Below are 23,902 nucleotides of genomic sequence, written 5' to 3' on the forward strand. Positions count from 1 at the left end.
TCCGAACCGTATTTCAGAATAGAAGGAGATCCATCATGACAAAGAAAAAAGAAATCAAACTCGGTGTGTTTCTCGCGGGCACCGGCCATCATGTCGCTTCTTGGAGACATCCTCAGGCACCGGCGGACGCGAGCATGAATTTGGATTATTTCAAAGAACTGGCGAAAACGGCTGAGCGGGGGAAATTGGACATGCTGTTTTTGGCGGACAGTTTATCAATAGACGGCAAATCACATCCGAATGTGCTGACGCGCTTTGAGCCGTTTACGCTGCTGTCGGCGCTCGCTCAGGTCACATCCCGCATCGGTCTGACGGCGACCGCATCTACCACATACAGCGAACCGTTCCATATCGCGAGACAATTTGCATCGCTTGATCATCTTTCCAACGGCCGCGCGGGCTGGAATGTCGTCACATCATCGATTGAATCGACCGCGCTTAATTTCAGCGGCGAAAAGCATCTTGAGCACCATCTCAGATATCAGCGCGCGGAAGAATTCGTTGAAGTCGTCAAAGGATTATGGGATTCGTGGGAGGAAGACGCCTTTATCCGTGACAAAGAATCAGGAGCATTTTTCGATAAAGACAAAATGCATGAATTGAACCATAAAGGAACATATTTCTCCGTGAGAGGGCCGTTAAATGTCGCCCGCACACCTCAAGGGCGCCCGGTCATTATTCAGGCCGGATCATCAGGAGACGGAAAAGCGCTGGCCGCCAAAACGGCGGAGGTCATTTTCACCGCGCAAAATCATTTGGAATCCGCGCAGGAATTCTATCAATCTATTAAAGAACAAGCGGCTTCTTTCGGCCGTGATCCTGAAAAAATCGCGATCATGCCGGGAATTTTTCCCGTTATCGCCGATACCGAAGAAGAAGCAAAGGCAAAATATGAAGAGCTCCAAGACCTCATCATTCCGTCTGTCGGCCTGAACATTCTGCAAAACTATCTGGGCGGCGTCGACCTTTCCGCCTGCCCGCTTGACGGCCCGCTGCCTGAATTGGATGCGGATGCGTCGAATGCCGTTAAAAGCCGGTTCAAGCTCGTTCAGGAGATGGCCAAACGCGATAACATGACCATCCGCGAACTTTACAAATATGTGGCGGGTTCAAGAGGCCATCATATCTTTGTCGGAACGCCGGAACAGCTTGCCGATAAGATGGAAGAATGGGTCGGAAAACAAGCTTGTGACGGTTTTAACATCATGCCGCCGCTTTTGCCTGAAGGTCTCACTCTTTTTGTAGACAAAGTGATTCCGATTTTACAAGAACGGGGCGTGTTCAGAAAAGAGTATGAAGGAACGACGCTCAGAGAACATTTCGGACTGGAAAAACCGGCAAACCGATATGCCGGCTAAAGGAGGGCTCATCATGTCAAGACAATACCGGCTCGCAACGGAGGCAGACGCTGATGAGCTGCTTTCACTGACACTGCGGGCGTATGAACCGATCCGCAAGCTCGGTATCAATTTTGCCGCTGCCACGGCGGATAAAGAACTCGTTTTGAATAACATACAAAAAAACGCCTGTTACGTTTTGGAGGAAGACGGCCGGATTCTGGCGACGATTTCTCTGCGGATGCCGTGGGGGCCGAATCCCGGGCCGTACGGTGTTCCTCATATTTGGTGGTTTGCCGTCGATCCTGAAACCGGAAAAAAAGGGACGGGCTCAGACATGCTGGAGTGGCTGGAGAATACAGTGCTCCGCGACACATTAAAAGCGCCTTTCGTGTCACTGGGCACAGCGGACAAGCATCCGTGGCTGATCGGCATGTACGAGCGAAAAGGCTACGTCCGTGCAGGCGAAAAGGATCTAGGAAAAGGGCACATCACCATCTATTTAAAAAAACAATTGCAGGATTAACATTTTAATAGGAAAAGGCGGGATTTCAATGAAGAAGAAAACATGGGCTTTACTGCTGTCTGCCGCACTTTTGGCGGTCTTATCAGCATGCGGAAACGGAAAAGAAAGCGAAGGCGGCGATAACGTACTGCATGTTGGCGCCACGGGACAAAGCTATCCGTTCGCATATAAAGAAAACGGCAAGCTGACCGGCTTTGACGTGGATGTCATGGAAGCCGTTGCAAAAAAAATCAACATGAAACTGGACTGGAAGCTGCTTGAATTCAGCGGTCTGATGGGAGAGCTCCAGACCGGCAAACTCGACACCATCTCTAACCAGGTCGCTGTCACGGACGAACGCAAGAAAACGTATAACTTCACAGAACCGTATTCGTATGCGGGCACTCAAATCGTCGTCAAAAACGATAACAAAGACATCAAATCAGTCAACGATCTAAAAGGAAAAACAGTGGCGGCCGTTCTGGGCTCAAACCACGCGAAAAACCTTGAGAGCAAGGACTCGGATAAAAAAATCAACATGAAAACGTATGAAACACAAGAAGGCACGCTGAAAGACGTGGCTTACGGACGGGTTGACGCTTATGTAAACAGCCGCAGCGTCCTGATCGCCCAGATCAAAAAGACCGGTCTGCCTCTGAAATTAGCAGGAGACCCGATTGTCTATGAAAAAGTCGCTTTCCCGTTTGCGAAAGATGCGGCTCACGATAAGATTCGCAAAAAAGTAAACAAAGCCATTGAAGACCTGCGAAAAGACGGCACGCTGAAAAAGCTGTCTGAAAAGTACTTTAAAGAAGATATCACAACGGAAGCAAAGCATTAAGAAACGGCGGTGAAAATCGAGAATGAACAGCATTGATTGGGGATTTATGTTTTCAGCTTTTCCCGCGTTAATCGAAGCCTTGCCGATCACATTACTAATGGCCGTCGCGGCCATGGTATTTGCCGTGATCGGCGGCCTTATATTAGCGCTTATCACAAAAAATCGTGTTCCTGTGCTTCACCAGCTGTCAAAGGTGTATATTTCATTTTTCCGGGGCGTGCCGACGCTCGTCCAGCTTTTCTTAATTTATTACGGCCTGCCTCAGCTGTTTCCCGGAATGAGCAAGATGACGGCGTTAACTGCGGCGATTATCGGGTTAAGCCTGAAGAATGCCGCCTACTTGGCTGAAATCTTCCGCGCGGCGCTCAACTCAGTAGATGAGGGGCAGCTTGAAGCCTGTCTGTCTGTCGGAATGACAAAATCCCAGGCGTACAGACGGATCATTTTCCCGCAAGCCGTCAGAAACGCGCTTCCCGCGACGGGAAATACGTTTATCGGCCTGTTAAAAGAAACATCGCTCGCCTTTACATTAGGAGTGATGGAAATGTTCGCCCAAGGAAAAATGTACGCATCAGGCAACCTCAAATATTTTGAGACGTATTTAGCCGTCGCGGTCATGTACTGGATTCTTACGATTATTTACAGTGTGCTGCAGGATCTGCTCGAACGGGCGATCAGCAAGCCTTATCGCACATAGGAGGAGGCTCAGGATGATACAAGTCAGACATATTCGAAAAGCATTTAAAGACCTTACCGTACTTGACGGGATCGACCTTGAGATCAAAAGCGGCGAAGTCACGGCCATCATCGGCCCGTCAGGCTCGGGAAAATCAACGCTCCTCCGTTGTTTGAATCTGCTGGAGCGCCCGGATGACGGCATCATTGAAATCGGTGATGCAAAGCTGAATGCAGCGTCCTATTCGCGCAAAGACGTTCATAAGCTTCGCCAGCAGACGGCGATGGTGTTTCAGAATTACAACCTGTTCAAAAACAAAACCGCCCTGCAAAATGTGACAGAGGCGCTGATCACCGCGCAAAAGAAACCGAGAAAAGAAGCGGAACAGATCGGTATGGATCTGCTGCGGCAAGTCGGTTTAGAACACAAAGCGGACAGCTACCCGATTACGATGTCAGGCGGACAGCAGCAGCGGATCGGGATTGCGCGCGCCTTGGCCGTTGATCCTCACGCGATTTTACTGGATGAACCGACTTCGGCCCTTGACCCTGAGCTTGTAGCCGGGGTGCTCCAAGTCATCAAATCAATTGCCGAAAAACAGACAACCATGATCATCGTCACGCATGAGATGGCTTTTGCTCGTGAAGTGGCCGACAAAGTTATTTTTATGGCGGACGGACGCATCGTCGAACAGGGAACGCCGGAAGAGCTGTTTGACAATCCGCAGAACGAACGGACGAAAAAATTCATTAAGCAAGTGGGAGAGCCTGCCGAACTTGTCTAAGAAGGGAAGAAGAAGAAATGGCAAATGAAACGTATGAATCATTAAACAAACGTTTAATCAATATCCGCCGCGACCTTCATGAACACCCTGAGCTGTCAGGCGAGGAATTCGAAACGACGAATAAAATCCGCCGCTGGCTGGAGGAAGAAGGAATTACGGTTCTTGATATGCCGAAACTTCAAACCGGAGTGATCGCTGAAATCAAAGGAGACAAAAGCGGCCCCGTCATCGCCGTCAGAGCGGACATCGACGCATTGCCGATCGAAGAGAAAACAAACCTTCCGTTTGCTTCGCGCAACAGCGGCGTGATGCACGCCTGCGGCCATGATTTCCATACGGCATCTATCCTCGGCACGGCTTTTTTATTAAATGAGAGAAAGCATGAGCTGAAAGGAACGGTGCGGTTTATTTTTCAGCCCGCGGAAGAAATTGCCGCCGGAGCAAGACAGGTCATTGAAGCCGGCGCGCTTGACGGTGTATCGGCGATATTCGGCATGCATAACAAACCTGACTTCCCCGTCGGCACGGTCGGTCTGAAAGAAGGCCCGCTGATGGCGAGTGTCGACCGCTTTGAAATCACTGTTAAAGGAAAAGGCGGCCACGCCGGAATCCCTGATAACAGCATTGATCCGATTCAGGCGGCAGGACAGATCATCGGCGGCTTGCAATCAGTTGTCAGCAGAAATATCAGCTCGCTTCACAATGCCGTCGTCAGCATCACAAGAGTTCAGGGCGGCAGCTCTTGGAATGTCATCCCGGACCATGTTGAAATGGAAGGCACCGTCCGGACGTTTCAAAAGGAAGCGCGTGACGCTGTTCCGAAACATATGAAGCGGGTTGCCGAAGGAATCGCGGCAGGGTTCGGGGCAGAAGCCGAATTCCGCTGGTATCCTTACCTTCCGTCAGTGATGAACGACGCCCGTTTCATTCAGGCGGCGGAACAAACGGCTGAAGATCTCGGGCTTCAAACCGTTCGGGCAGAACAGTCGCCCGGCGGCGAAGACTTCGCGTTATATCAAGAAAAAATCCCCGGCTTCTTCGTCTGGATGGGAACAAACGGAACAGAAGAATGGCACCATCCCGCCTTCACACTCGACGAAAAAGCGCTCCCGGCAGCGGCTGAGTTTTTCGCCCGGCTGACCGTCAACGTATTGGAGCAGACGGATTGAATACGGAAAATCTGACGGCCGGGCTTGCTCAGGCCGTCATGTCGTCTGTGCCGGAAACATCCGCTGAAGCGATGAAAGAAGCGCGCAAAGGACTGCTTGATTTTACAGCGGCAGCCTTTGCGGGGAGACGGGATAAAGGAGTTGAAAAGCTGGTAAAACTGGCCGAAGAAGAAGGCGGGGTGCCGATAGCGCCGCTTATCGGCAGAAATCAAAAAACCGCGCCGTCCCAATCCGCGCTCATTAACGGCTTCATCGCACATGCGCTTGATTTTGATGATGTTCATTCTGATGTAAGAGGACATCCGAGCGCAGTCATCCTTCCGGCTTTGATTGCAGCCGCATCAGCCGGCCGTATAGACAAAAGCCGTTTTCTCGGTGCTTATGTGACGGGAATCGAAGTGATGGCGCGGCTCGGCGAGTCAGCTGGAAGGCATCATTACGAGAAAGGCTGGCACAATACAGGAACGTTAGGTGCCATTGCGGCCGCATGCGCCGTCGGATTCGCGGAGAATCTGAATCAAACCCAATTGCAGAAAGCAATCGGGTTTGCGGCTGCCCGCTCCGGAGGCATGAGAGTGCAATTCGGGACAGAAATGAAGCCGCTCCACGCCGGACTGGCCGCTCAAGCCGGGTTGTTCGCCGTAAAGCTTGCAAAGGCCGGTTTCGGCGGCTCAGTTCATGCGCTCGACGGGGAGAAAGGTTTTTTCGGACTGTACGGCGATCTTGAACGGGCAGAAACCCTGCTTGTAAACGGGTGGGGAAAACCTTGGCGGATTGTGAGCCCGGGACTTTGGTTTAAGGTTTATCCGTTTTGCTCGGCGGCTCATCATGCGGCGGACGCCATTCTCAAGCTGAAGGCCGAACATGGTCTCACTTTCGGCCAAACGGAACGGATCGAAGTGATTTATCCGCCGGGCGGGGACGCCGCATTGACAGAACGGCGTCCGAAAACAGGCGAAGCGGGACGGTTCAGCGTGGAATATGTGATCACCTTAGCTTTGCACGGTAAGGATTTTTCAGTTGAACATTTCACATCCGAGCCGATTCCGGAATCCTTTCAAAAAGGATTTGAGCGGATTCACCGCAGCTGCGATGACCAAATTCAGCCGGCTGAAAACGCCGTTCCGAAGGGCCGTTTTACAATTGTACGGGTTACGGCTTCCGGCGGTCATGTCTATGAAACACGTATCGACTGTCCGAAGGGAGCGCCGGGAAACGGCCTTTCTGAAAAAGACATTGAAGACAAACTCCGGCTCGCTTTGCCGGGGGAAGAGGAAAAGGCGGAAGAATTGATCAAAGCAGCCCGACAATCAAATATGGACCGTTATTTACAGCTGATATAAATAAAAAGAGCGGGGGGATGCAGCCCTCGCTCTTTTTACGTTCACTTCTATTGAATAGGGGGATATAGGGTGCGCCCCTGTCTGCGCTGGCAGGGGCGCGGTATCAGGAAACGGCCGTGCCGTTTTCTTTTACCGTGAAACCTCCTCTTGATAAGCGGATGTTGATATCCGAAACTTTGGCAATTTGTTCGTCGTGCGTAACCATGATGACGCATTTGCCGTCTTTATGCGCCAAGTCCTGAAAGAGCCGGACGATTTCCTTTGACGTATCCTCGTCGAGATTTCCCGTCGGCTCGTCCGCGCAAATCAAATCCGTGTCACAGCAGAAAGCCCGCGCAATTGAAACGCGCTGCTGCTGTCCGCCGCTTAATGTCAGCACCCGCTGACGGGCCTGCTGTTCGGTGAAGCCGACTTTTTTCAGCATGCTGAGCGCGAACGCATCTTTGTTGTTCTCCTTAGAGCCGGTGATCTCCATCGCCGTTGTGACATTCTGGAGCGCCGTCATATACGGGATCAGATGATAAGATTGAAAGACGATAGAGACATATTGATTTCTGAATTTGGTTAATCCGATTTTGGAGATGTCTTCTCCGTTATAAAGGATGCTTCCCTCTTTAGGTGTGTCAAGGCCGCCCGCCAGAGACAGAAACGTTGTTTTTCCCGTTCCGGAGGCGCCGACAATTGTATAAAACTTCCCTTTTTCAAAGCTGATCGTTATATCCTGAAACAGCGGCTGTGATTTGTCTTGGTACCAGTAGCCGGTCTGTTGAAAGGTTAATAGGCTCATTATGCTGCCTCCTCTTATTCCTGCTTGGTCAGGATCGTTTTAGGGTGAAGCCGCATGACTGATACAGACGGCAGTAATGTGGCAATGACGGCAATTGCGACGCCGATCCCGCCAAGAATCAGAAGGTCATTCAGCGAGACGTTTACCTGCATTGTACTGATGACATCCGCGCCGGATGAATGCTGACCGAACATGCCGCCTCCCCGCAGCATTTCTCCTCCGCCCCAGCCGCTTGTTTGCTGCGAATCACCGGCTGAGCTGACCTGCTGGGAAAGAAGCTGATTTCCGAGCTGATTCGCCACAAGGCTGCCCGTGACGGATGCGATCCCGATGGCAATAACGGCGACAACCAGAATTTCCGTTAAGAATTGTCCGATGAGCTTCCAGCGCTTTTCGCCGATCGCCATCAAGACACCCATTTCATACTTGCGTTCCCTGATCGACATCATCACGATCAACCCGAGAATGACCGCGCCCGCGATGGATACAAGGTATACTACGTTTTTAGAAAATGACGCGACATTTTCAATCGGGCCGGCCATTTGCTGATACACCTGATCATTTGTCGTCAGCGCGTAGGTTTTATCATCTACAGATGTTTTTTTCGCAGCCGCAACGAATGAGTCAATATATTTGGCATCATCCATATAATAAACGGCTGAGCTGATTTTGTTTTTGTTATCAGACCCTTTTAACGCCGCCGCGGCGGTGTAAGGCGTATAGATTTTATTGTCAGGATTTAAGAATGAAAAATGCTGTGCCTGATCGTCTCCTGAGGATGTTGTTTTATAGATTCCCACAATTTTAAGCTTCGTTTTCACAGAATCATCCGCTGCTGAGGAAACGGTAATGGAGCCGCCGACTTTCAGCTTGTTTTGATCTGCCAGCGTTTCATTAATCACGGCGACTTTTGCGTCCGCATCTGTTTTTGTGATGGCGCGGCCGTCAGTGATTTTTGAGCTCCCGCCTGTGAAATCGTCAAGCAATGCCGTAGAGAGCACGCCTTCGATCGAGATATCAGCTGAAATCATCTGTCTTCCGCCGCCTTGAAAACGGCCGGCGCCGGAACGGTTATCTGCTGATTCGCCTGAGCTTTTTATCGCATCAAAGCTTTCTGCATTTGCTGACGCTGTCGTGAGGAAGTTGTAATTTTTAACATGCTGTAAAGATGTAAGCTTCTTGGCATCTGAGACGGAAATCGGCGTTGATTCAAACGTCCGCTTTTCACCGTCTTTTTGCTGCTGCGCCATTTGCTTTTGGCGGTCAGCCTGGAGTGTGACGCTCCCGCCGAGCTGCTGCCTTGCCAGTTCGCTTGATTTCTTTGCCGCTGACTGGATCGTAAGACCGGACAGGACAAAAATGCAAATCACTGAAAACACAACCAGCTGCAAAAATGTTTTTCCCTTTTTTGCCTTCATGCTCCAAAAGGCTCTTTTTATAAAGTTCATGTCTGTTCCTCCGTATGGATGTCAGATCTTGTGAAACCGGCCTCCTTTAGCACCGGCCATCCGATATGTATATAGTAGGAGAAATGTATGAAAAAAATATGAACAAACTATTTCCGGGTGATGAAATAAAAACTAACATTTGTGAAACCCGAAAACATCCGGGTAAAATGGTGCTATTATAAGAAAAAGCGTCAAGATAAGCGGAGGAACAAATGAAGATATTAATGATAGAAGATAATATAAGCGTATGCACCATGACGGAAATGTTCTTTTTTAAAGAAGGATTTGAAGCCGAATTTGTCCATGACGGAGTGGAAGGCTATCAGCGGTTCACGGAAGAGGACTGGGATTTGGTCATTCTGGACATTATGCTTCCATCCATGGACGGAGTGACGATCTGCCGGAAAATAAGAGAGACGAGCAGTGTGCCGATTATTATGCTGACCGCAAAGGACACGGAGTCTGATCAGGTGATCGGGTTTGAAATGGGGGCCGACGACTATGTCACCAAGCCGTTCAGCCCGCTGACACTAGTAGCGCGGATTAAAGCGGTGATCAGAAGATACCGGGCGACGGGGCAGGCCGTAAAAAGCGACGACTTGATCGAAACGGCGTGTTTTTCAATCAATAAGAAGACGCGGGAAGTGTTTCTGCACGGAAAACCTGTCGAGAATCTGACGCCGAAGGAATTCGATCTGCTCTTTTATCTCGCACAAAACCCGCGCCAGGTTTTTTCGAGAGAGCAGCTGCTTGAGCAGGTGTGGGGCTATCAATTTTACGGCGATGAACGTACGGTTGATGTTCATATTAAACGGCTGCGCAAAAAACTGTCCAGTGTCGAAAAACCGTTTTTATACACGGTGTGGGGGGTAGGATACAAATTTGATGAGGATTAAATACTTATATCAGCTGCTGTTAAGCCATGTCAGCATTTTGATTTTGGCCTTTTTCATCATCATTTCCCTGTTTTCGCACTTTGTGAAAGATTTTGCGTATCAAAATAAAGTGGATGAGCTGTCATCTTACGCCCAACAGATCACAAGTGAGCTGAACAGCCGCGATCTTGATCTGCGCCGCCTGTATCCGTATCAGGACATGTTAAAAACGCGAGAGACCAGGTTTATTATTTTTGATGAACATCAGCAGCCTTACTTTTTTCCTGACGATATGCCGCCGCGCGAGAAGCTGAAAAGTAAAGAGTGGCACATGCTGAAGCAAGGGAAAACCGTTCAGATCAGAGCGGAAATGAACCGTTTTAATACGGAAGGCTTGGAAGTATCGCTTGTCGCAAAACCGCTTTTTATCAACGATCAATTTAAAGGCGCGGTGCTGCTCGTGTCTCCCGTCAGAGGGGTCGAGCAGATGATCAGCCAGGTCAACCGCTATATGATTTACGCGATCATCAGCACCCTTATCATCACGATTCTGCTGAGCTGGCTTTTATCTAAATTTCACGTCAAGCGGATTCAGACATTGCGGGATGCGACCGGAAAAGTGGCATCCGGTGATTACGATATTTCGCTCAAGAACAGCGGCGGCGATGAAATCGGCATGCTGGCGTCCGATTTCAACATCATGGCCAAAAATCTGAAGCAATCGAGAGAGCAGATTGACCGCCTCGAAAAACGGAGGCGCCAATTTATCGCCGATGTCTCCCATGAGCTGAGAACGCCTTTGACGACCATTAACGGACTTGTGGAGGGGCTTAACAGCAACACCATCCCGGAAAAAGATAAAGAGAAATGCTTCTCGCTGATCAGCGAAGAAACGAAGCGGATGCTCAGGCTCGTGAAAGAAAACCTGGATTATGAAAAAATCAGATCCCAGCAAATCAAACTGGACAAGCTCAGCCTGCCGCTCATCGAGGTGTTTGAAATTATTAAAGAGCATCTCAATCTGCAGGCGGAGGAAAAACAAAATCAGCTGCGTATTCAAGTGGAGGACGGCGTCAAAGTGTTCGCCGATTATGACAGGCTGATCCAGATTCTCGTCAACATCACGAAAAACAGCATACAATTTACGCAAAAGGGAGACATCACGCTGCGCGGGTATGAAGGCTATAAAGAAACGGTGATTGAAATCGAAGACACCGGGATCGGCATCTCCAAAGAGGAAATTGAGCATATATGGGAGCGGTTTTATAAGGCGGACGTGTCCCGGAGGAATACGGCATACGGCGAATACGGACTCGGCCTGTCCATCGTCAGGCAGCTCGTCGAAATGCACAAGGGTACGATAGATATTAACAGCGAAAAAGGAAAAGGCACGACCTTTACAATCCGCCTTCCGCTGAATACGAAAAATGAATAATCTTGAAACCGGCGGTCTCGTCTGGCCGCCGTCTGTTTTAACTCCACTCGGAAAATTGCGCTCTGCCGAAACAAAGTTTGCGTGTTTTTCGGGATGGAAAGAGACGGAAACGTGATAAAATAACTGGTAAACAGGTCTTGGATGGGGAGGGTGAAGGAATGAAGAGCGGGTTAATTCCTTCTTCAGCAGTCGGGCAGAAAATTAACGAGTGGTATCGATACATCAGAACATTCAGCGTGCCGGATGCGGAGATCTTGAAAGCCGAGATCAAACAAGAGCTTGACCGTATGGAGCCTGATTCGAACTTAGTGCTTTATTATTCCCTCATGGAATTTCGCCATCAGCTGATGCTGGACTACTTGGAGCCGCTGGAAAAATTGAAGATAGAAGACCAGCCGACCCTGTCGGAAATTCTTGATAACATTGATAACAGCCAGGCCGGCCTCAAAGAGCTTCTCGATTATTATGTCAACTTTTTCAAAGGCATGTTTGAATTTGATAAAAGAGAATTTATCTCAGCGATTACATATTATAAACAAGCTGAGAAAAAACTGGCCTTCGTATCGGACCACGTGGAACGGGCGGAGTTTTATTTTAAAGTGGCCGAAGCTTATTATCATATGAAACAAACGTATTTTTCTTTGATACATATAAAAAACGCTTATGAAATTTACGTAGAGCAGGACACATATAACGTCCGGATCATTCAATGCCATTTTGTATTCGGCGTCAATTTAATGGATGAAAGGCGCTTTGAACAGGCGGCCAAACATTTTCAGCACGCTCTGCAAATGGCCGAAAAAGAACAAAAAGCGCAGCTTGTCGGGAGGGCGCTGTATAACCTCGGACTGTGCTACTACAATCAGGACCGCATCGGTGAAGCGATTCCGTACTTTGAACGGGCGGTCGATACATTTGAATCACAAAGAATCGTCAATTCTCTTCCTCAAGCATATTTTCTAATCACACTCATTTACTTTAAACTCGGAAAAAAAGAAAAAGCGTCGGAATATCACAAGCGGGGATATGAATATGCTAAAGAAACAGACGATCCCGTTTACACGGTAAAATTCGAATGGCTGCAGGCTCTGTATCAGGCGAAACCGGATGAGGAAACAATCAGCGCGTGTTTCCGTTACCTGGAAGATAAAAATTTATACGCCGATATAGAGGATTTAGCACTAGAAGCAGCTAAATATTACTATGAACAAAATTGCTTTAAAATTTCTTCTGACTATTTTCTGAAAGTCGAAGAGGCAAGGAAACAAATACAAAGGAGTGAGGGTTTGTATGAAATTGAAATCTAAATGGTTTGTTATTTGTTTAGCAGCCGCCGCGATTTTTACAGTGACAGGTGCAGGCCAGACAGATCAGGCTGAATTCCATGTAGCTGAAAGAGGAATGACGTGAGAAGAAAATAACCTGAACAAAGGAAAAGACTGCCTGGGAATATTCCCGGCAGTCTTTTTTTTGCGCGGCCGGGCTCGGACAGCGGCGGAAAACAAAAGAAAACGCCGCAGGTCAAAACCCGCAGCGTCCTCATATAGACGGAGTGATGCTTAGAAACCGCCAACGAAGGCAGTACCAACAATAATCAACAGGATAAATAAAACAACGATCAAAGCGAAAGAGCTGATTCCAGAATATCCTGACATGAGCTTCACCTCCATATTGTCTATACCATACAATATGTAAAAGAAGCTGCTTTGTAAGGGATATTAGTGGACAAGAGAAAAAAGAGGCGGTGTCCTATGAGAGTAAGACTCCGGCGAAAAATTCGTCATACAGCGCCCGCACCGCGTGTTTTTCCTGTTCTTCTTTCACTCCGAACATCATGCTGGCTTCCGATGACCCTTGATTAATCATCTCGATGTTGACGCCGGCTTCAGACAGTGCTTTGGATGCCCTGGCGGTTGTGCCGACATTATGGCGCATCGCTTCCCCGACGACCATAATCAGCGCCAGATTGTGCCTGACTGTGACTTCATCTGCTTGAAGTTCCTGCTTCAGACGGGTGACGAGCCTGTGTTCCAGTTCTGAGTCCATCTGATTGTGCCGAAGGATGATCGTGATGTCGTCAATGCCGGATGGAACGTGTTCATACGTCAATCCTTCTTCCTCCAAAATGTGAAGGGCTTTGCGGCCGAAACCGATTTCCCGGTTCATTAAATATTTGCTTATGTAAATGCTGCAAAAGCCCGTGTCGCTTGCGATGCCGATGACTGGACCGTTCGTATTGTCACGGCTGCTGACGACACGTGTTCCTTTCGCATCCGGATTATTCGTATTCTTAATCTGAACGGGGATGCCGGCCCGAAATGCGGGAATCAGCGCTTCATCATGAAAAACGGAAAATCCGGCATAGGAGAGCTCACGCATTTCCCGATACGTCAGTTCGTTAATTTCTTTCGGATGCTGCACGATTGACGGGTTGACGGAATAGACGGCATCCACATCAGTAAAGTTTTCGTACAGGTCGGCTTTTAAGCCGCTGGCGAGAATGGAGCCGGTAATATCAGAACCGCTCCGGGAAAACGTCACAATCTCATGCTCCTTCGTGTAACCGAAAAATCCCGGAAAAATGATCAAGCCTTCCCGGTTTCTCAGGCGGTACAAATGATCATAAGACTCAGGGAGCACCTGCGCGCTTCCGGGTTCATTCGTCACAAACAGCCCCGCTTCTTTCGGACTTACGTATTCCGCTTTCACGCCCTGCCGTCGGAAGTAGGCTGCGATCAGCTTCGCGTTGTTGTCCTCGCCGCTCGCCTTCACCGCATCCATATATTGTTCAGGATTGGTTTTACAGCTGTTTAAGAGAGCGAATAGGTCACTGCGGATTCTTTCTATAATAGAGAAATCCAGGTTCAGCTCACGCGCGATGGCGGCGTACCGTTCAATGACCGTTTCGGCAAGCCCGGGTGCTGCACCTTTTTGTAAATAATGCTCCGCACAGCGGATTAACAGATCCGTCACCTTTGTATCGTCCGAGAAGCGTTTTCCCGGTGCCGATACGACGACGGCTTTCCGCGCGGGATCAGCCGTCACGATTTGAAACACTTTCTCAAGCTGGGCTCCTGACGCAAGAGAGCTGCCTCCGAATTTTACAACTTTCATGATTTACATCCCCTAATATTTAAATTTTCTCACAAATTTAATTTTTATTATCTCTCTTTCAAACATGTAAATCAAGGATTTTTTCTACGTGGGGAGAACATTTGTATTTTCATGGAGGAATTTTGCCGCTGTTTGTCAGATTTGTTTCCCTCAAGCGTGTCATCATGTGCAAAAAATGATAAGCAGCCAAATGAAGGTTATAGAAAATCCTGCAAATTCTTGATAGACTGATTGTAAGACAATTTAGTGTACGGCCCGCGGATGACCGCTTTTGAAAGCAAAACTGTATTGACTGCGCTTGGAAAGATGATAAGATTATAATTGTTGTTGATAATGATAATCATTACGAGTGGGATATATGGGAGTTGTTTGGCAATCAGTCATACCGTTTGTGATGGGTGCAGGGAGGCAGCATGAAGCTACGTTACTTACTTTTGCTACTGGCGGTTTTGGCGTGTACTTCTATATTTATCGGTGTAGAAGATTTGTCGCCGCTGGATATTTTTCATTTAAATAAAGAACAGGCAGGTACATTATTTGACAGCCGGCTGCCGCGTTTGGTGAGCATTATCATCGCCGGCATGAGCCTGAGCATCTGCGGATTAATCATGCAGCAGATCAGCCGGAATAAATTTGTATCGCCGACGACTGCGGGAACGATGGACTGGGCAAGGCTCGGAATTTTGATTTCATTAATGCTTTTTACGTCAGCGAGTCCGCTTGTGAAAATGTCTATCGCTTTCGTTTTCGCGTTGGCGGGAAATTTCCTGTTCATGAAAATCCTCGAGAGAATCAAATTCAATGATGCGATTTTTATTCCTCTCGTTGGTTTAATGCTTGGGAACATCGTCAGCTCAATCGCCACGTTTATCGCATATAAATACGATCTGATCCAAAACCTGTCATCTTGGCTGCAGGGAGATTTTTCACTGGTCGTCAAAGGCCGGTATGAGCTTTTATATCTGAGTATCCCGCTGGTGATCATCGCTTATGTGTATGCGGATAAATTTACGGTGGCGGGAATGGGAGAGAGCTTTTCCGTCAATCTCGGCCTGAAATACAAACGCGTCGTTAATATCGGTCTGATTATCGTGTCGCTCATCGCTTCACTGGTGATCCTGACCGTCGGGATGCTGCCGTTTCTCGGTTTGATCATTCCCAATATGGTGTCGATTTACAAAGGGGACAACCTGAGGAGCAGCTTGCCCCACACCGCTCTGCTGGGCGCTGTTTTTGTGCTGTTTTGCGACATTTTGGGAAGGGTGATCATCTTCCCGTACGAAATTTCCATCGGCCTGATGGTCGGTGTTATCGGCAGCGGCATCTTCCTGTATATGCTGTTAAGGAGAAAAGCATATGAGTCATAATAAAAAAATTACGCTGCTGGCGGCGCTCGCCATGATATGTATCGGATTCTTCCTGTTCTACGGACTGGGCAATTGGGAATACTCCCTGCCGAGACGATGCTTCAAAGTGCTTGCCATGATGCTTACCGGAGGAGCGATCGCGTTTTCAACGGTCATCTTCCAGACGATTACAAATAACCGCATACTGACACCGGGCATTTTAGGCCTCGATTCCCTGTATATGCTCATTCAGACCGTCATCGTGTTCCTGTTCGGTTCAATGAATATCGTCATGATGAACAAAAATCTTAATTTCGTCATCTCCGTCGGGCTGATGGTGCTCTTGTCACTCGTTTTGTATCAGCTCATGTTTAAAGGCGAGGGGCGGAACGTGTTTTTCCTTCTGCTTGTCGGCGTCGTGTTCGGCACGCTGTTCAACAGTCTGTCATCCTTTATGCAGATGCTGATTGATCCGAATGAGTTCCAGGTTGTTCAGGACAAAATGTTTGCCAGCTTTAACAATATCAACACCGATCTTTTATGGTTTGCCGGTGCTGTCTTTCTTCTGACGGGCATTTATGTCTGGCGGTTCACGCGGTTTTTTGACGTGCTGTCGCTCGGCAGGGAGCACGCCGTCAACCTGGGGATTGACTACGATAAGCTTGTGAAACAGATGCTCATTGTCGTCGCCATTCTTGTGTCTGTCTCTACGGCTCTTGTGGGGCCGATTATGTTTTTAGGACTGCTTGTCGTCAATCTGGCGAGAGAGTTTTTAAAAACCTACAGGCACACGTATTTAATCGCGGGTTCTGTCCTGATCAGCATCGTCGCGCTCGTCGGAGGCCAGTTCGTCGTGGAGAAAGTGTTCACGTTTTCCACGACGCTGAGCGTCATCATTAATTTTGCCGGCGGGATTTATTTTATCTATCTGCTGTTAAAGGAGAATAAATCATGGTAGAGGTCAAAAATGTAAGCAAACAATACGGAGGGAAAGTCGTCCTTGAGAAAACGTCTCTATCCATTCAAAAGGGCAGGCTCACCTCATTTATCGGTCCGAACGGCGCGGGAAAAAGCACGCTGCTGTCTATCATGAGCCGGCTGATTAAGACGGATTCCGGGGAAATCACGGTCGACGGGCAAGAGATCGGGGCCTGTAAAAGCAACGATCTGGCGAAAAAAATCAGCATCTTGAAGCAGACGAACCAAATCAATATCAGACTGACAATTAAAGACCTGGTCAGCTTCGGCAGATTTCCGTATTCCCAAGGGAAACTGACGGATGAAGATTGGGTGCATATCAACCAGGCCCTCAGTTATATGAAGCTGGATGATTTAAAGGATAAATACCTCGATCAGCTCAGCGGAGGCCAGTGCCAGAGGGCATTTATCGCGATGATCATCGCTCAGGATACCGACTATATTTTTCTCGATGAGCCGCTGAACAATTTAGATATGAAGCATTCCGTTGAAATGATGAAGCTGTTGAAGCGGCTTGTGGAAGACTTCGGAAAAACGGTCGTCGTAGTGATTCACGATATCAACTTCGCATCCGTATATTCAGACCATATCGTCGCACTGAAAAACGGCCGGATCGTCAAAGAAGGGCCGGCGGAGGAGATCATTGAAACCTCCGTGCTTGAAGATATTTATGATATGACCATCCCGATTCAAGAGATTGACAGTCAGCGGATCGGTGTGTACTTTTCTTAAAAACCAGATGAGGTGAAAACCATGAAAAAAATCGCATTGCTATTCATTGCGCTAGTTACGATTTTTGTTGTTTCTGCATGCGGAAACGGGGACAAAACATCAGGCAAATCAAAAGAAACAATCACAATCAAAGATGACCTGAACAAAGAAGGAGTCAAAGTGCCGAAGAATCCGAAAAAAGTCGTCGTATTCAACTTCGGAATGCTGGACACGATGGATGAACTCGGTTTACAGGATCACGTGGCGGGACTTCCGAAACAAAACCTTCCAAAATACTTATCTTCATATAAAAGTGATAAATACGCCAATACCGGCGGTTTAAAAGAACCGGATTTTGAAAAAGTCGCGGATATTGATCCGGATTTAATCATTATCGCCCACAGACAATCTGATTCTTATAAAGAGTTCTCAAAAATCGCGCCGACGATTTATCTTGATGATGACTATACAAACTACGTTGACAGATTCAAGCACAACACCGAAGTGATCGGCAAAATCTTTAACAAAGAAAATGAAGTGAAAGATAAGCTTGCGAAAATTGACAAATCTATTGCGGATCTGAAGAAAAAGACAAGCAGCACGGATAAAAACGGGTTAGTGGTGATGGCGAACGACGGCAAAATCAGCGCGTTCGGATCTAAATCAAGATACGGCTTCATTCATGATGTGTTCGGCGTCAAACCGGCTGACAAAAACATTGAAGCCTCACTGCACGGACAAAGCATTTCCTATGAATATATTGCCAAAACAAACCCTGATTACATGTTTGTCGTTGACCGCGGAACAGCGATCGGCACAAAATCTTCAACAAAACAAGTGGTTGAGAATGATTATGTAAAATCGGTGAAAGCCGTGAAAAACAACCATGTTGTCTACCTTGATTCAGCTACATGGTATTTATCAGGAGGCGGCCTGGAATCCATGGCGCAAATGGTGAAAGAAGTAAAAGACGGAATCGAGAAGTAAAAAAAGAACCCGGTCACATACGTGATCGTGTTCTTTTTGGTTTACCGCGTAACGGCCTGCTGCTGCTCGGGCTGACGCGGTTTTTTCTTCAATATAAAAGATAGGAGGAAGCCGGCCAGCGCGATGCAGGCGGCTACGACAAATGCCGCATTCATGCCGTGCAGGGCGGCGTTTGCCGGAGTTGACGCATTTGCGTGCGCGGCCTGGCTGCTCATCACGGAAACTAAAAGCGCCGTACCGATAGAACCGCCGACTTGGCGGACGGTATTGTTCATGGCTGTGCCGTGCGGAATTAAGTGGCGCGGCAGGGCGTTGATTCCCGCTGTCGTTACCGGCATCATAATCATGGCTGTTCCCAAAAGCCGCGCGGTATAAACGACGACAATCCAAATGAGAGACGTCGAGTCCGTCAGATTCATAAACGGCAGGGACGTGAGCAGGATGATGAAGAATCCGGTCATCGCAAGGCCTTTTCCGCCGATTTTGTCAAACACCCGGCCGATAAACGGAGACATCATCCCCATCACAATCGCGCCCGGCAAAAGCATTAATCCGGTATCAAACGCGGATACGCCCCGGACTTTTTGCGTGTAAAGCGGGAGAATGGTTTCCGTTCCGATCAGCAGCGCGAAAACAAGCGTTCCGAGCAGGGTGGTCAGGCTGAAAATCCCGAAAGAAAACACGCGGAATTCCAGCATCGGTTTTTTGAGCTTCATCTGTCTTGCGATAAAGAAAATCAGCGCGACCGCTCCGACAAGCAGCGAAGTCAGCACTTCAGTACTGGTCCACCCTGATGAACCGGCGCTTGAGAAGCCGTAAAGCAGACCGCCGAATCCGAGGGTCGATAAGATCACAGATAAAATATCAATCTGTGTTTCTCGTAATGTCGTGACGTTTTTCATCAGAATAATCGCTAAAAGCAAATCGATGACTGCGATCGGGAAGATAATATAAAACAAAGACCGCCAAGAGAATGCTTCGACCGCCCATCCGGAAAGCGTCGGGCCGATCGCCGGCGCGAACGAAATAACCAAGCCGACCATACCCATGGCGCGGCCGCGCTTTTCCATCGGGAAAATCGTGAGAAATACCGTCTGCATGAGAGGCAGCATAATTCCGGCGCCGGCCGCCTGAATAATCCGGGCCGTTAAGAGCACCGGAAAGTTCGGGGCGAATGCGCCGACAATGGTGCCCGCCGTGAAAATACTCATGGCGGAAATCAAGAGGGTGCGGCTTGTAAATTTCTCTATTAAAAACGCGGTAATCGGAATCAAAATCCCGTTCGTCAGCATAAACGACGTTGTCAGCCATTGCGCTTTGTTGGCGTCTATATTGAAGTCATTCATAATGTGCGGCAGCGCCGTGATAAGCAGTGTCTGGTTCAAAATGGCGACGAACGCACCCGCCAAAAGAATCCCGACGATGACAGAGCGGTTGTATGGTGCAGTTTTAATACTCTTATTCAAGCTGATTCCTTCTTTCTTTATAGTTTGAGCAATGTTTTAACGGCTGCAAGCGGCTGGTGCAGCGGTCCGGCCTGCTCCAAATAACCGATGAGCGCTTTGATGAGAAAATCCCGCGGCTGTTTGTCCGCTGATTCTTTCTCCAGCATAGCCGCCGCGGAAGCGAGTCCTGCGGCGTCATATTTTTCCTCCGGAAGGGCTGAGACGGCTTCTTTCAGTTCCTTCAGGCTTTCAGCCAGCAATACGGTTTTGTCTTTCGGCTCAAATGAGGAAGCGGAGGCGATATAAAGGTCAATCATCTCCTGAGGCAAAGCGGTTTCGGTTGTCCTGTTTTCGACGATGAGATTGAGATGGCGGATGATAAACTCCGTGAGCGGCTCCAGGGCGAGCGGTTCTTTTTCCAGCTTAATCAGCGTGATGCACTCTCTCAGGAGCCCCTGCAGGACGATCACCAGCTCCCATACATAAGGAATAATGTCATCGCCGTACGTCTGAATCAGTGAATCGCGATGCCAGCAGATAAAGGTGGAGCGGGCCCTGTGAATATGCCGTTTTACCCGCTCATTAATGGAAGAGGGGCTTCCGTACATCAGCATATTAAAAAACTGCTGATTGCGCCTGAAGCCTTCAAGCTCAGCCATCAGTTTTTTGGCAAACCGTTCCTCAGGGGAGAGGCTTGTTTCTTCATTCAATAATGAAGCGGCGGCTACCATCTGTTTCTGGTTAAAGTCGAGCAGCTCCAGGAGCAGGTCTTCCTTTGATTCAAACAGCTTATATAAAGATGCTTTGGAGACTTTGCACTCCTCTGCGATCGCCTGCATCGAAACTGACGAAAAGCTTTTCCCGGAAAAAAGCTTTCTTGCCGCCAGCAGAATATCCGTTTTCTTATCATTCATAAGCCCAGATTCCTTCTTTCGTCACAATAGAAAACCCATCGGTTCACAGAAAACCAATGAGTATATGATGAAAATATTAACAAAAATTTTTACACAGTGTCAACGCTTTTGTTTGTGAAAAAGAAAAAGCCTGCCGGAGTGTTTCCGGCAGGCTGATGCGCTTATTTATCCGTTTTAAACCCTTGTTTTTCAAGCATTTCACGAATGTGAGGATAATAAAGCTGTTTATAGTAGGAGGTAATGCCTTGTGACCAGTTTCTTGTTTCCTGTCCGCCGGTGCGGTTTTGCATGTATTCGGACATCTGCTTGTCATAAGCCTCAATATGTGTTCTTAAACCTTCCTCTTGATACGTTTCATGATGAAGAACGGCTGCTTGCGGCAGACGCGGTTTTTTCGCGGAGCGGTCTGCCGGATGGCCGATGACGAGACCGGAAACCGGGAAAACGTATTTCGGGAGTTTCAGCAATTCAATCAGTTCATCCGGCTTGCCGCGCACGGCGCCGATCGGCACAGTGCCGAGTCCCATTGATTCAGCCGCAGCTGTTGCCGTACCGAGCGCAATCCCGACATCTACGGCTCCGACAAGAACGGACTCTAAACCGTTCGTCACCTCAAGCGGTGTATCATTATATTCTTCAAGCGCAATTTTGGCGCGGTTAAAATCGGCGCAGAATAATAAGAAAACCGGCGCTTGGTCAATCCACGGCTGGCCGCCAGCCAATTCGGATATTTTTTTCTTTCGTTCTTTATCCTTTACCGCAATAACGGTAAATTGCTGGCCGTTAATGGAGGTCGGCGCTGCTTGAGCCGCTTGGATGATAAGATCCAGCTGTTCATCTGATACGGGCTCATCGGTGTAGCTCCGGATGGAACGGTGGTCTGTTAATATTTGAAGGACTTCATTCATGTCATTCATCCTTTCGTTACTCTGATAGCTCTGTGCGGACGACGTCAAGCGGCGCACTCAGCAGGTTTTTGGCTTTTGCCACGAATCCTTGGAAGTGGTCAGTGGCGTTGTGGGATTTCATCGCTTCTTCATCTTTCCATTGTTCAAGCATGACGAAAGTATTTTCCTCACCGACTTTTTCGAAAAGATCGTATTGCACATTTCCTTCTTCCGCGCGTGAATGCTGAACAAGTGATTGCGCTTCTCCTAAAAATTCCTCGCGTTTATCCGCTTTTACTTTCATGTAAGCCTGTAAGACGATCATTGTTATTCCTCCTGATTGAGTTAATTTGTTATAGTTCGAATATTATCGAACTAACTGTAACATGTATCATTGCGAATGGTAAAGGAAAAACCCTCACCGCCTAAATTGTCACCCGCCGCTTTTATGTGTTACATTTGACTCATGAACATTCCAAACCATCCTGAAACCGAACGCTTACAGCTGACAAAGGTTCTTCATGCTCTGAGTGATCCGCTCCGCTTAGAGCTGGTCAAACAATTGGCGGAAACAACAGAAAAAACGTGCGGAACCTGCGCTGATGTCCGGGTCGCTAAATCAACGCTGTCCCATCACTTCAAAGTGCTGCGGGAAGCGGGGATCGCCCAAGTGCGCATAGACGGGAAGCACCGTTATTATTCCCTGCGCAAAGATGATTTACAAGCGGCGTTTCCCGGCCTGCTGGAGGCGATTTTGCAGACAGAACCGGACCGCTGGTAAATAAGTCCCCGAATTCCGGGGGTTTTTTTATGCGCCGAAAACTGCCCGGTAAAGTCTGTAGACGCCTTCTTGAATATCGCTCTCCTTCAGGCGGGCGAATCCCAGAATGAGCTGCGGCTTGTTTGAATCGCCTCCCGCTTTCAGACGGAACCGGCTCATCGCAAACAGATCGAGCTGTTCTGCATCCGCCCGTGCCAATATCTCTTTTTCTGAACGGGCGCAGTCAAACTCAGTGACAAAATGAAGCCCCGCATTGGCGCCCTTTACACTGATTCTATCTCCGAATGTTTCTTCCAAAGCCGAAATGAGGCGTTCCCGCATGTTCTTATAATGCTGCTTCATCTTTTTAATATGTTTCTGATATTCACCTGAATCGATAAATTCTTTCAGCGCGAGCTGGGCAAGCGTACTGCACGTATGCAGGTCATACGTTCTCTCTTTGAACGTCCGCAAAAGCCCGGGCGGCAGAACCATATAGCTGATGCGCAGACCTGGGAAAAGGGATTTTGAAAAGGTCCCCATGTAGATGACATTTTGAAACCGGTCAAGGCTTTGAAGCGCCGGTATCGTATCGGCGTCATATTTAAATTCACTGTCATAATCATCTTCAATGATGAAGCGGCCGTTCTGTTCGGCGGCCCAGTTTAAAAGCTGAATCCGCCGGGAAGCCGGCATGATCACGCCTGAGGGGAATTGATGGGAAGGCGTGGTGATCAATACAGAGGGCCGGCGCTTTTCGATTTCGGCCATGGACATGCCTTTCTCATCAAGGCCGGTCGTTGCTGTCTTTTTCCCGAGGTTTTGCAGCAGCCGGTACATCCTCATATATCCCGGGTTCTCCATGGCGTAGAGCGCGTCTTTTGGCAGCAGTTCCGTCAGCAGCTGCACCAGCATTTGCGTGCCCGCTCCGAGCACGATTTGTTCCGGGCGGCATGTAACGCCCCTTGTCAGGGAAATAAGGCGCGAAATTGTTTCACGGACTTCATATAAACCTTGCGGATGGACGAGTTCTCCGAGTGTGTGAAATGAACGGGCGGCTGCTTTATGCTCACAGCGGAACCAGCTTTTCAGGGGGAAATGCGCCGTATCCACGCTCATATGAGAAAACGAAATTCAGCCGCTCTTATCCGGCTCCCGCTCTTTCAAATCATCAGGCAATAGGAGCGAAGGCGCTTCTTCATGATAAACCGTATCAATTTCCTCCACGAAAAAGCCTTTTCTTTCGACCGCATATAAATAACCTTCTGAAAGCAGCTGCTGATAAGCTGAATTCACTGAATTCACGCTGACCTTCAGCGTCTCGGCAAGCTCCCGTTTAGACGGCACCTTTGTGTGAGGCATCAGGCTGCGCTTCAAAACGGCCGCTTTTATGTGCTGATAGATCTGCTGATAGATATAATCCGCCGTTTCCGAATGATCAATGGAAATCGTCAGCATCCAGACCCTGCTCCTTTCTGATACCATGGATAAATTGATTTTGGTACTTTTCATCATACCAAAAAGAAGTCAGAATGATAAGAAAACAATGCAGGGGGATGG

General features: G+C 48.4%; 24 protein-coding genes and 1 pseudogene. 16 read left to right on the forward strand and 9 right to left on the reverse strand.

Features of this window, described 5'->3' with window-relative positions; all coding sequences use genetic code 11:
• Window positions 1-32: 32 nt before the first annotated feature.
• From NYE50_RS01905 to NYE50_RS01935, 7 genes are read left to right on the forward strand one after another with little or no spacing between them, the layout of a single operon-like run.
• The gene (locus tag NYE50_RS01905) at window positions 33-1,358 is read left to right on the forward strand and encodes an LLM class flavin-dependent oxidoreductase (protein ID WP_094296447.1); all 1,326 of its coding nucleotides are present in this window, start codon (window positions 33-35) and stop codon (window positions 1,356-1,358) included.
• A 13-nt stretch (window positions 1,359-1,371) separates the two neighbouring features.
• Window positions 1,372-1,863 carry a GNAT family N-acetyltransferase gene (locus NYE50_RS01910; protein ID WP_003156352.1) on the forward strand — a complete coding sequence of 164 codons (492 nt, stop codon included), beginning with the start codon at window positions 1,372-1,374 and terminating at the stop codon, window positions 1,861-1,863.
• A 28-nt stretch (window positions 1,864-1,891) separates the two neighbouring features.
• Window positions 1,892-2,683 (forward strand): amino acid ABC transporter substrate-binding protein, encoded by a 792-nt coding sequence (locus NYE50_RS01915; RefSeq protein ID WP_172869087.1) that lies wholly within the window; start codon window positions 1,892-1,894, stop codon window positions 2,681-2,683.
• Window positions 2,684-2,705: 22 nt separating this feature from the next.
• Complete coding sequence (locus NYE50_RS01920) at window positions 2,706-3,380, forward strand: amino acid ABC transporter permease (RefSeq protein WP_007410261.1); 675 nt, start codon at window positions 2,706-2,708, stop codon at window positions 3,378-3,380.
• A gap of 13 nt (window positions 3,381-3,393) precedes the next feature.
• Window positions 3,394-4,143, forward strand: coding sequence for an amino acid ABC transporter ATP-binding protein (locus NYE50_RS01925; RefSeq protein ID WP_224988909.1), 750 nt, complete (start codon window positions 3,394-3,396; stop codon window positions 4,141-4,143).
• Between the two features lie 17 nt (window positions 4,144-4,160).
• Window positions 4,161-5,312 (forward strand): M20 peptidase aminoacylase family protein, encoded by a 1,152-nt coding sequence (locus NYE50_RS01930; RefSeq protein WP_224988910.1) that lies wholly within the window; start codon window positions 4,161-4,163, stop codon window positions 5,310-5,312.
• Window positions 5,309-6,655 carry an MmgE/PrpD family protein gene (locus NYE50_RS01935; protein ID WP_159353773.1) on the forward strand — a complete coding sequence of 449 codons (1,347 nt, stop codon included), beginning with the start codon at window positions 5,309-5,311 and terminating at the stop codon, window positions 6,653-6,655. The genes NYE50_RS01930 and NYE50_RS01935 overlap by 4 nt, the downstream gene beginning before the upstream one ends.
• A 103-nt stretch (window positions 6,656-6,758) precedes the next feature.
• On the opposite strand, the gene NYE50_RS01940 is transcribed toward NYE50_RS01935, so the two are convergent.
• Entirely contained in the window at window positions 6,759-7,442 is a 684-nt protein-coding gene (locus tag NYE50_RS01940) for an ABC transporter ATP-binding protein (RefSeq protein ID WP_022552585.1), read from the reverse strand.
• A 14-nt stretch (window positions 7,443-7,456) separates the two neighbouring features.
• A complete protein-coding gene (locus tag NYE50_RS01945; protein WP_224988911.1) occupies window positions 7,457-8,890 on the reverse strand; it encodes an ABC transporter permease in 1,434 nt (477 codons plus the stop codon).
• Window positions 8,891-9,102: 212 nt separating this feature from the next.
• Here NYE50_RS01945 and NYE50_RS01950 point away from each other — a divergent pair, with 212 nt between their 5' ends.
• The 4 genes from NYE50_RS01950 (at window position 9,103) to NYE50_RS01965 (ending at window position 12,610) form a co-directional block, all read left to right on the forward strand.
• Entirely contained in the window at window positions 9,103-9,786 is a 684-nt protein-coding gene (locus tag NYE50_RS01950; protein WP_022552587.1) for a response regulator transcription factor, read from the forward strand.
• Window positions 9,773-11,200 (forward strand): sensor histidine kinase, encoded by a 1,428-nt coding sequence (locus NYE50_RS01955; RefSeq protein ID WP_224988912.1) that lies wholly within the window; start codon window positions 9,773-9,775, stop codon window positions 11,198-11,200. Before NYE50_RS01950 ends, NYE50_RS01955 begins: the two co-directional genes overlap by 14 nt.
• Before the next feature lie 158 nt (window positions 11,201-11,358).
• Window positions 11,359-12,507: a response regulator aspartate phosphatase gene (locus NYE50_RS01960; RefSeq protein ID WP_159353775.1), complete on the forward strand. Its 1,149-nt coding sequence runs from the start codon at window positions 11,359-11,361 to the stop codon at window positions 12,505-12,507.
• On the forward strand, window positions 12,491-12,610 hold the full coding sequence (locus NYE50_RS01965) for a PhrC/PhrF family phosphatase-inhibitory pheromone (RefSeq protein WP_003156334.1): 120 nt from the start codon (window positions 12,491-12,493) through the stop codon (window positions 12,608-12,610). Before NYE50_RS01960 ends, NYE50_RS01965 begins: the two co-directional genes overlap by 17 nt.
• 149 nt (window positions 12,611-12,759) lie before the next feature.
• Here NYE50_RS01965 and NYE50_RS01970 read toward each other — a convergent pair whose 3' ends face one another.
• On the reverse strand, window positions 12,760-12,870 hold the full coding sequence (locus tag NYE50_RS01970; RefSeq protein WP_395606235.1) for a YjcZ family sporulation protein: 111 nt from the start codon (window positions 12,868-12,870) through the stop codon (window positions 12,760-12,762).
• 79 nt (window positions 12,871-12,949) lie between these two features.
• On the reverse strand, window positions 12,950-14,314 hold the full coding sequence (locus NYE50_RS01975; protein WP_159353777.1) for an aspartate kinase: 1,365 nt from the start codon (window positions 14,312-14,314) through the stop codon (window positions 12,950-12,952).
• 413 nt (window positions 14,315-14,727) lie between these two features.
• Between NYE50_RS01975 and NYE50_RS01980 the strand changes: the two genes are divergently transcribed.
• Genes NYE50_RS01980 through NYE50_RS01995 form a run of 4 tightly spaced genes read left to right on the forward strand, consistent with a single transcriptional unit; the run spans window position 14,728 to window position 18,336 of the window.
• The gene (locus NYE50_RS01980) at window positions 14,728-15,681 is read left to right on the forward strand and encodes an ABC transporter permease (RefSeq protein ID WP_015239156.1); all 954 of its coding nucleotides are present in this window, start codon (window positions 14,728-14,730) and stop codon (window positions 15,679-15,681) included.
• Window positions 15,671-16,618 (forward strand): iron chelate uptake ABC transporter family permease subunit, encoded by a 948-nt coding sequence (locus NYE50_RS01985; protein WP_014416905.1) that lies wholly within the window; start codon window positions 15,671-15,673, stop codon window positions 16,616-16,618. Before NYE50_RS01980 ends, NYE50_RS01985 begins: the two co-directional genes overlap by 11 nt.
• Window positions 16,612-17,370 (forward strand): iron ABC transporter ATP-binding protein, encoded by a 759-nt coding sequence (locus tag NYE50_RS01990; RefSeq protein WP_022552588.1) that lies wholly within the window; start codon window positions 16,612-16,614, stop codon window positions 17,368-17,370. The genes NYE50_RS01985 and NYE50_RS01990 overlap by 7 nt, the downstream gene beginning before the upstream one ends.
• 21 nt (window positions 17,371-17,391) lie before the next feature.
• Entirely contained in the window at window positions 17,392-18,336 is a 945-nt protein-coding gene (locus tag NYE50_RS01995) for a siderophore ABC transporter substrate-binding protein (protein WP_021495116.1), read from the forward strand.
• Window positions 18,337-18,377: 41 nt separating this feature from the next.
• On the opposite strand, the gene NYE50_RS02000 is transcribed toward NYE50_RS01995, so the two are convergent.
• From NYE50_RS02000 to NYE50_RS02015, 4 genes are all read right to left on the reverse strand, one after another.
• Entirely contained in the window at window positions 18,378-19,802 is a 1,425-nt protein-coding gene (locus NYE50_RS02000) for an MDR family MFS transporter (RefSeq protein ID WP_017419270.1), read from the reverse strand.
• Window positions 19,803-19,819: 17 nt separating this feature from the next.
• Window positions 19,820-20,695: a TetR/AcrR family transcriptional regulator gene (locus NYE50_RS02005; RefSeq protein WP_022552589.1), complete on the reverse strand. Its 876-nt coding sequence runs from the start codon at window positions 20,693-20,695 to the stop codon at window positions 19,820-19,822.
• A 161-nt stretch (window positions 20,696-20,856) separates the two neighbouring features.
• A complete protein-coding gene (gene nfsA / locus NYE50_RS02010; RefSeq protein ID WP_013351013.1) occupies window positions 20,857-21,603 on the reverse strand; it encodes an oxygen-insensitive NADPH nitroreductase in 747 nt (248 codons plus the stop codon).
• 16 nt (window positions 21,604-21,619) lie between these two features.
• Window positions 21,620-21,907 (reverse strand): putative quinol monooxygenase, encoded by a 288-nt coding sequence (locus NYE50_RS02015; protein WP_159353778.1) that lies wholly within the window; start codon window positions 21,905-21,907, stop codon window positions 21,620-21,622.
• Window positions 21,908-22,048: 141 nt separating this feature from the next.
• On the opposite strand from NYE50_RS02015, the gene NYE50_RS02020 reads away from it, so the two are divergent.
• Window positions 22,049-22,363, forward strand: a complete 315-nt coding sequence (locus tag NYE50_RS02020) for an ArsR/SmtB family transcription factor (protein WP_012116810.1) — start codon at window positions 22,049-22,051, stop codon at window positions 22,361-22,363.
• A 27-nt stretch (window positions 22,364-22,390) separates the two neighbouring features.
• Here NYE50_RS02020 and gabR read toward each other — a convergent pair.
• Window positions 22,391-23,800: pseudogene (gabR, locus tag NYE50_RS02025) on the reverse strand (MocR-like transcriptional regulator GabR).
• Between the last annotated feature and the right edge of the window lie 102 nt (window positions 23,801-23,902).

The organism is Bacillus sp. EU55, assembly GCF_038005925.1.
GTDB classification, from domain to species: Bacteria; Bacillota; Bacilli; order Bacillales; family Bacillaceae; genus Bacillus; species Bacillus velezensis.

Coding starts and splice junctions, on each gene's coding strand:
- NYE50_RS01910 (WP_003156352.1), top strand. CDS start 1,372: ATGTCAAGACAATACCGGCTCGCAACGGAGGCAGACGCTGATGAGCTG.
- NYE50_RS01915 (WP_172869087.1), top strand. CDS start 1,892: ATGAAGAAGAAAACATGGGCTTTACTGCTGTCTGCCGCACTTTTGGCG.
- NYE50_RS01920 (WP_007410261.1), top strand. CDS start 2,706: ATGAACAGCATTGATTGGGGATTTATGTTTTCAGCTTTTCCCGCGTTA.
- NYE50_RS01925 (WP_224988909.1), top strand. CDS start 3,394: ATGATACAAGTCAGACATATTCGAAAAGCATTTAAAGACCTTACCGTA.
- NYE50_RS01930 (WP_224988910.1), top strand. CDS start 4,161: ATGGCAAATGAAACGTATGAATCATTAAACAAACGTTTAATCAATATC.
- NYE50_RS01940 (WP_022552585.1), bottom strand. CDS start 7,442: ATGAGCCTATTAACCTTTCAACAGACCGGCTACTGGTACCAAGACAAA.
- NYE50_RS01945 (WP_224988911.1), bottom strand. CDS start 8,890: ATGAACTTTATAAAAAGAGCCTTTTGGAGCATGAAGGCAAAAAAGGGA.
- NYE50_RS01950 (WP_022552587.1), top strand. CDS start 9,103: ATGAAGATATTAATGATAGAAGATAATATAAGCGTATGCACCATGACG.
- NYE50_RS01960 (WP_159353775.1), top strand. CDS start 11,359: ATGAAGAGCGGGTTAATTCCTTCTTCAGCAGTCGGGCAGAAAATTAAC.
- NYE50_RS01965 (WP_003156334.1), top strand. CDS start 12,491: ATGAAATTGAAATCTAAATGGTTTGTTATTTGTTTAGCAGCCGCCGCG.
- NYE50_RS01970 (WP_395606235.1), bottom strand. CDS start 12,870: ATGGAGGTGAAGCTCATGTCAGGATATTCTGGAATCAGCTCTTTCGCT.
- NYE50_RS01975 (WP_159353777.1), bottom strand. CDS start 14,314: ATGAAAGTTGTAAAATTCGGAGGCAGCTCTCTTGCGTCAGGAGCCCAG.
- NYE50_RS01980 (WP_015239156.1), top strand. CDS start 14,728: ATGAAGCTACGTTACTTACTTTTGCTACTGGCGGTTTTGGCGTGTACT.
- NYE50_RS01985 (WP_014416905.1), top strand. CDS start 15,671: ATGAGTCATAATAAAAAAATTACGCTGCTGGCGGCGCTCGCCATGATA.
- NYE50_RS01990 (WP_022552588.1), top strand. CDS start 16,612: ATGGTAGAGGTCAAAAATGTAAGCAAACAATACGGAGGGAAAGTCGTC.
- NYE50_RS01995 (WP_021495116.1), top strand. CDS start 17,392: ATGAAAAAAATCGCATTGCTATTCATTGCGCTAGTTACGATTTTTGTT.
- NYE50_RS02005 (WP_022552589.1), bottom strand. CDS start 20,695: ATGAATGATAAGAAAACGGATATTCTGCTGGCGGCAAGAAAGCTTTTT.
- nfsA (WP_013351013.1), bottom strand. CDS start 21,603: ATGAATGAAGTCCTTCAAATATTAACAGACCACCGTTCCATCCGGAGC.
- NYE50_RS02015 (WP_159353778.1), bottom strand. CDS start 21,907: ATGATCGTCTTACAGGCTTACATGAAAGTAAAAGCGGATAAACGCGAG.
- NYE50_RS02020 (WP_012116810.1), top strand. CDS start 22,049: ATGAACATTCCAAACCATCCTGAAACCGAACGCTTACAGCTGACAAAG.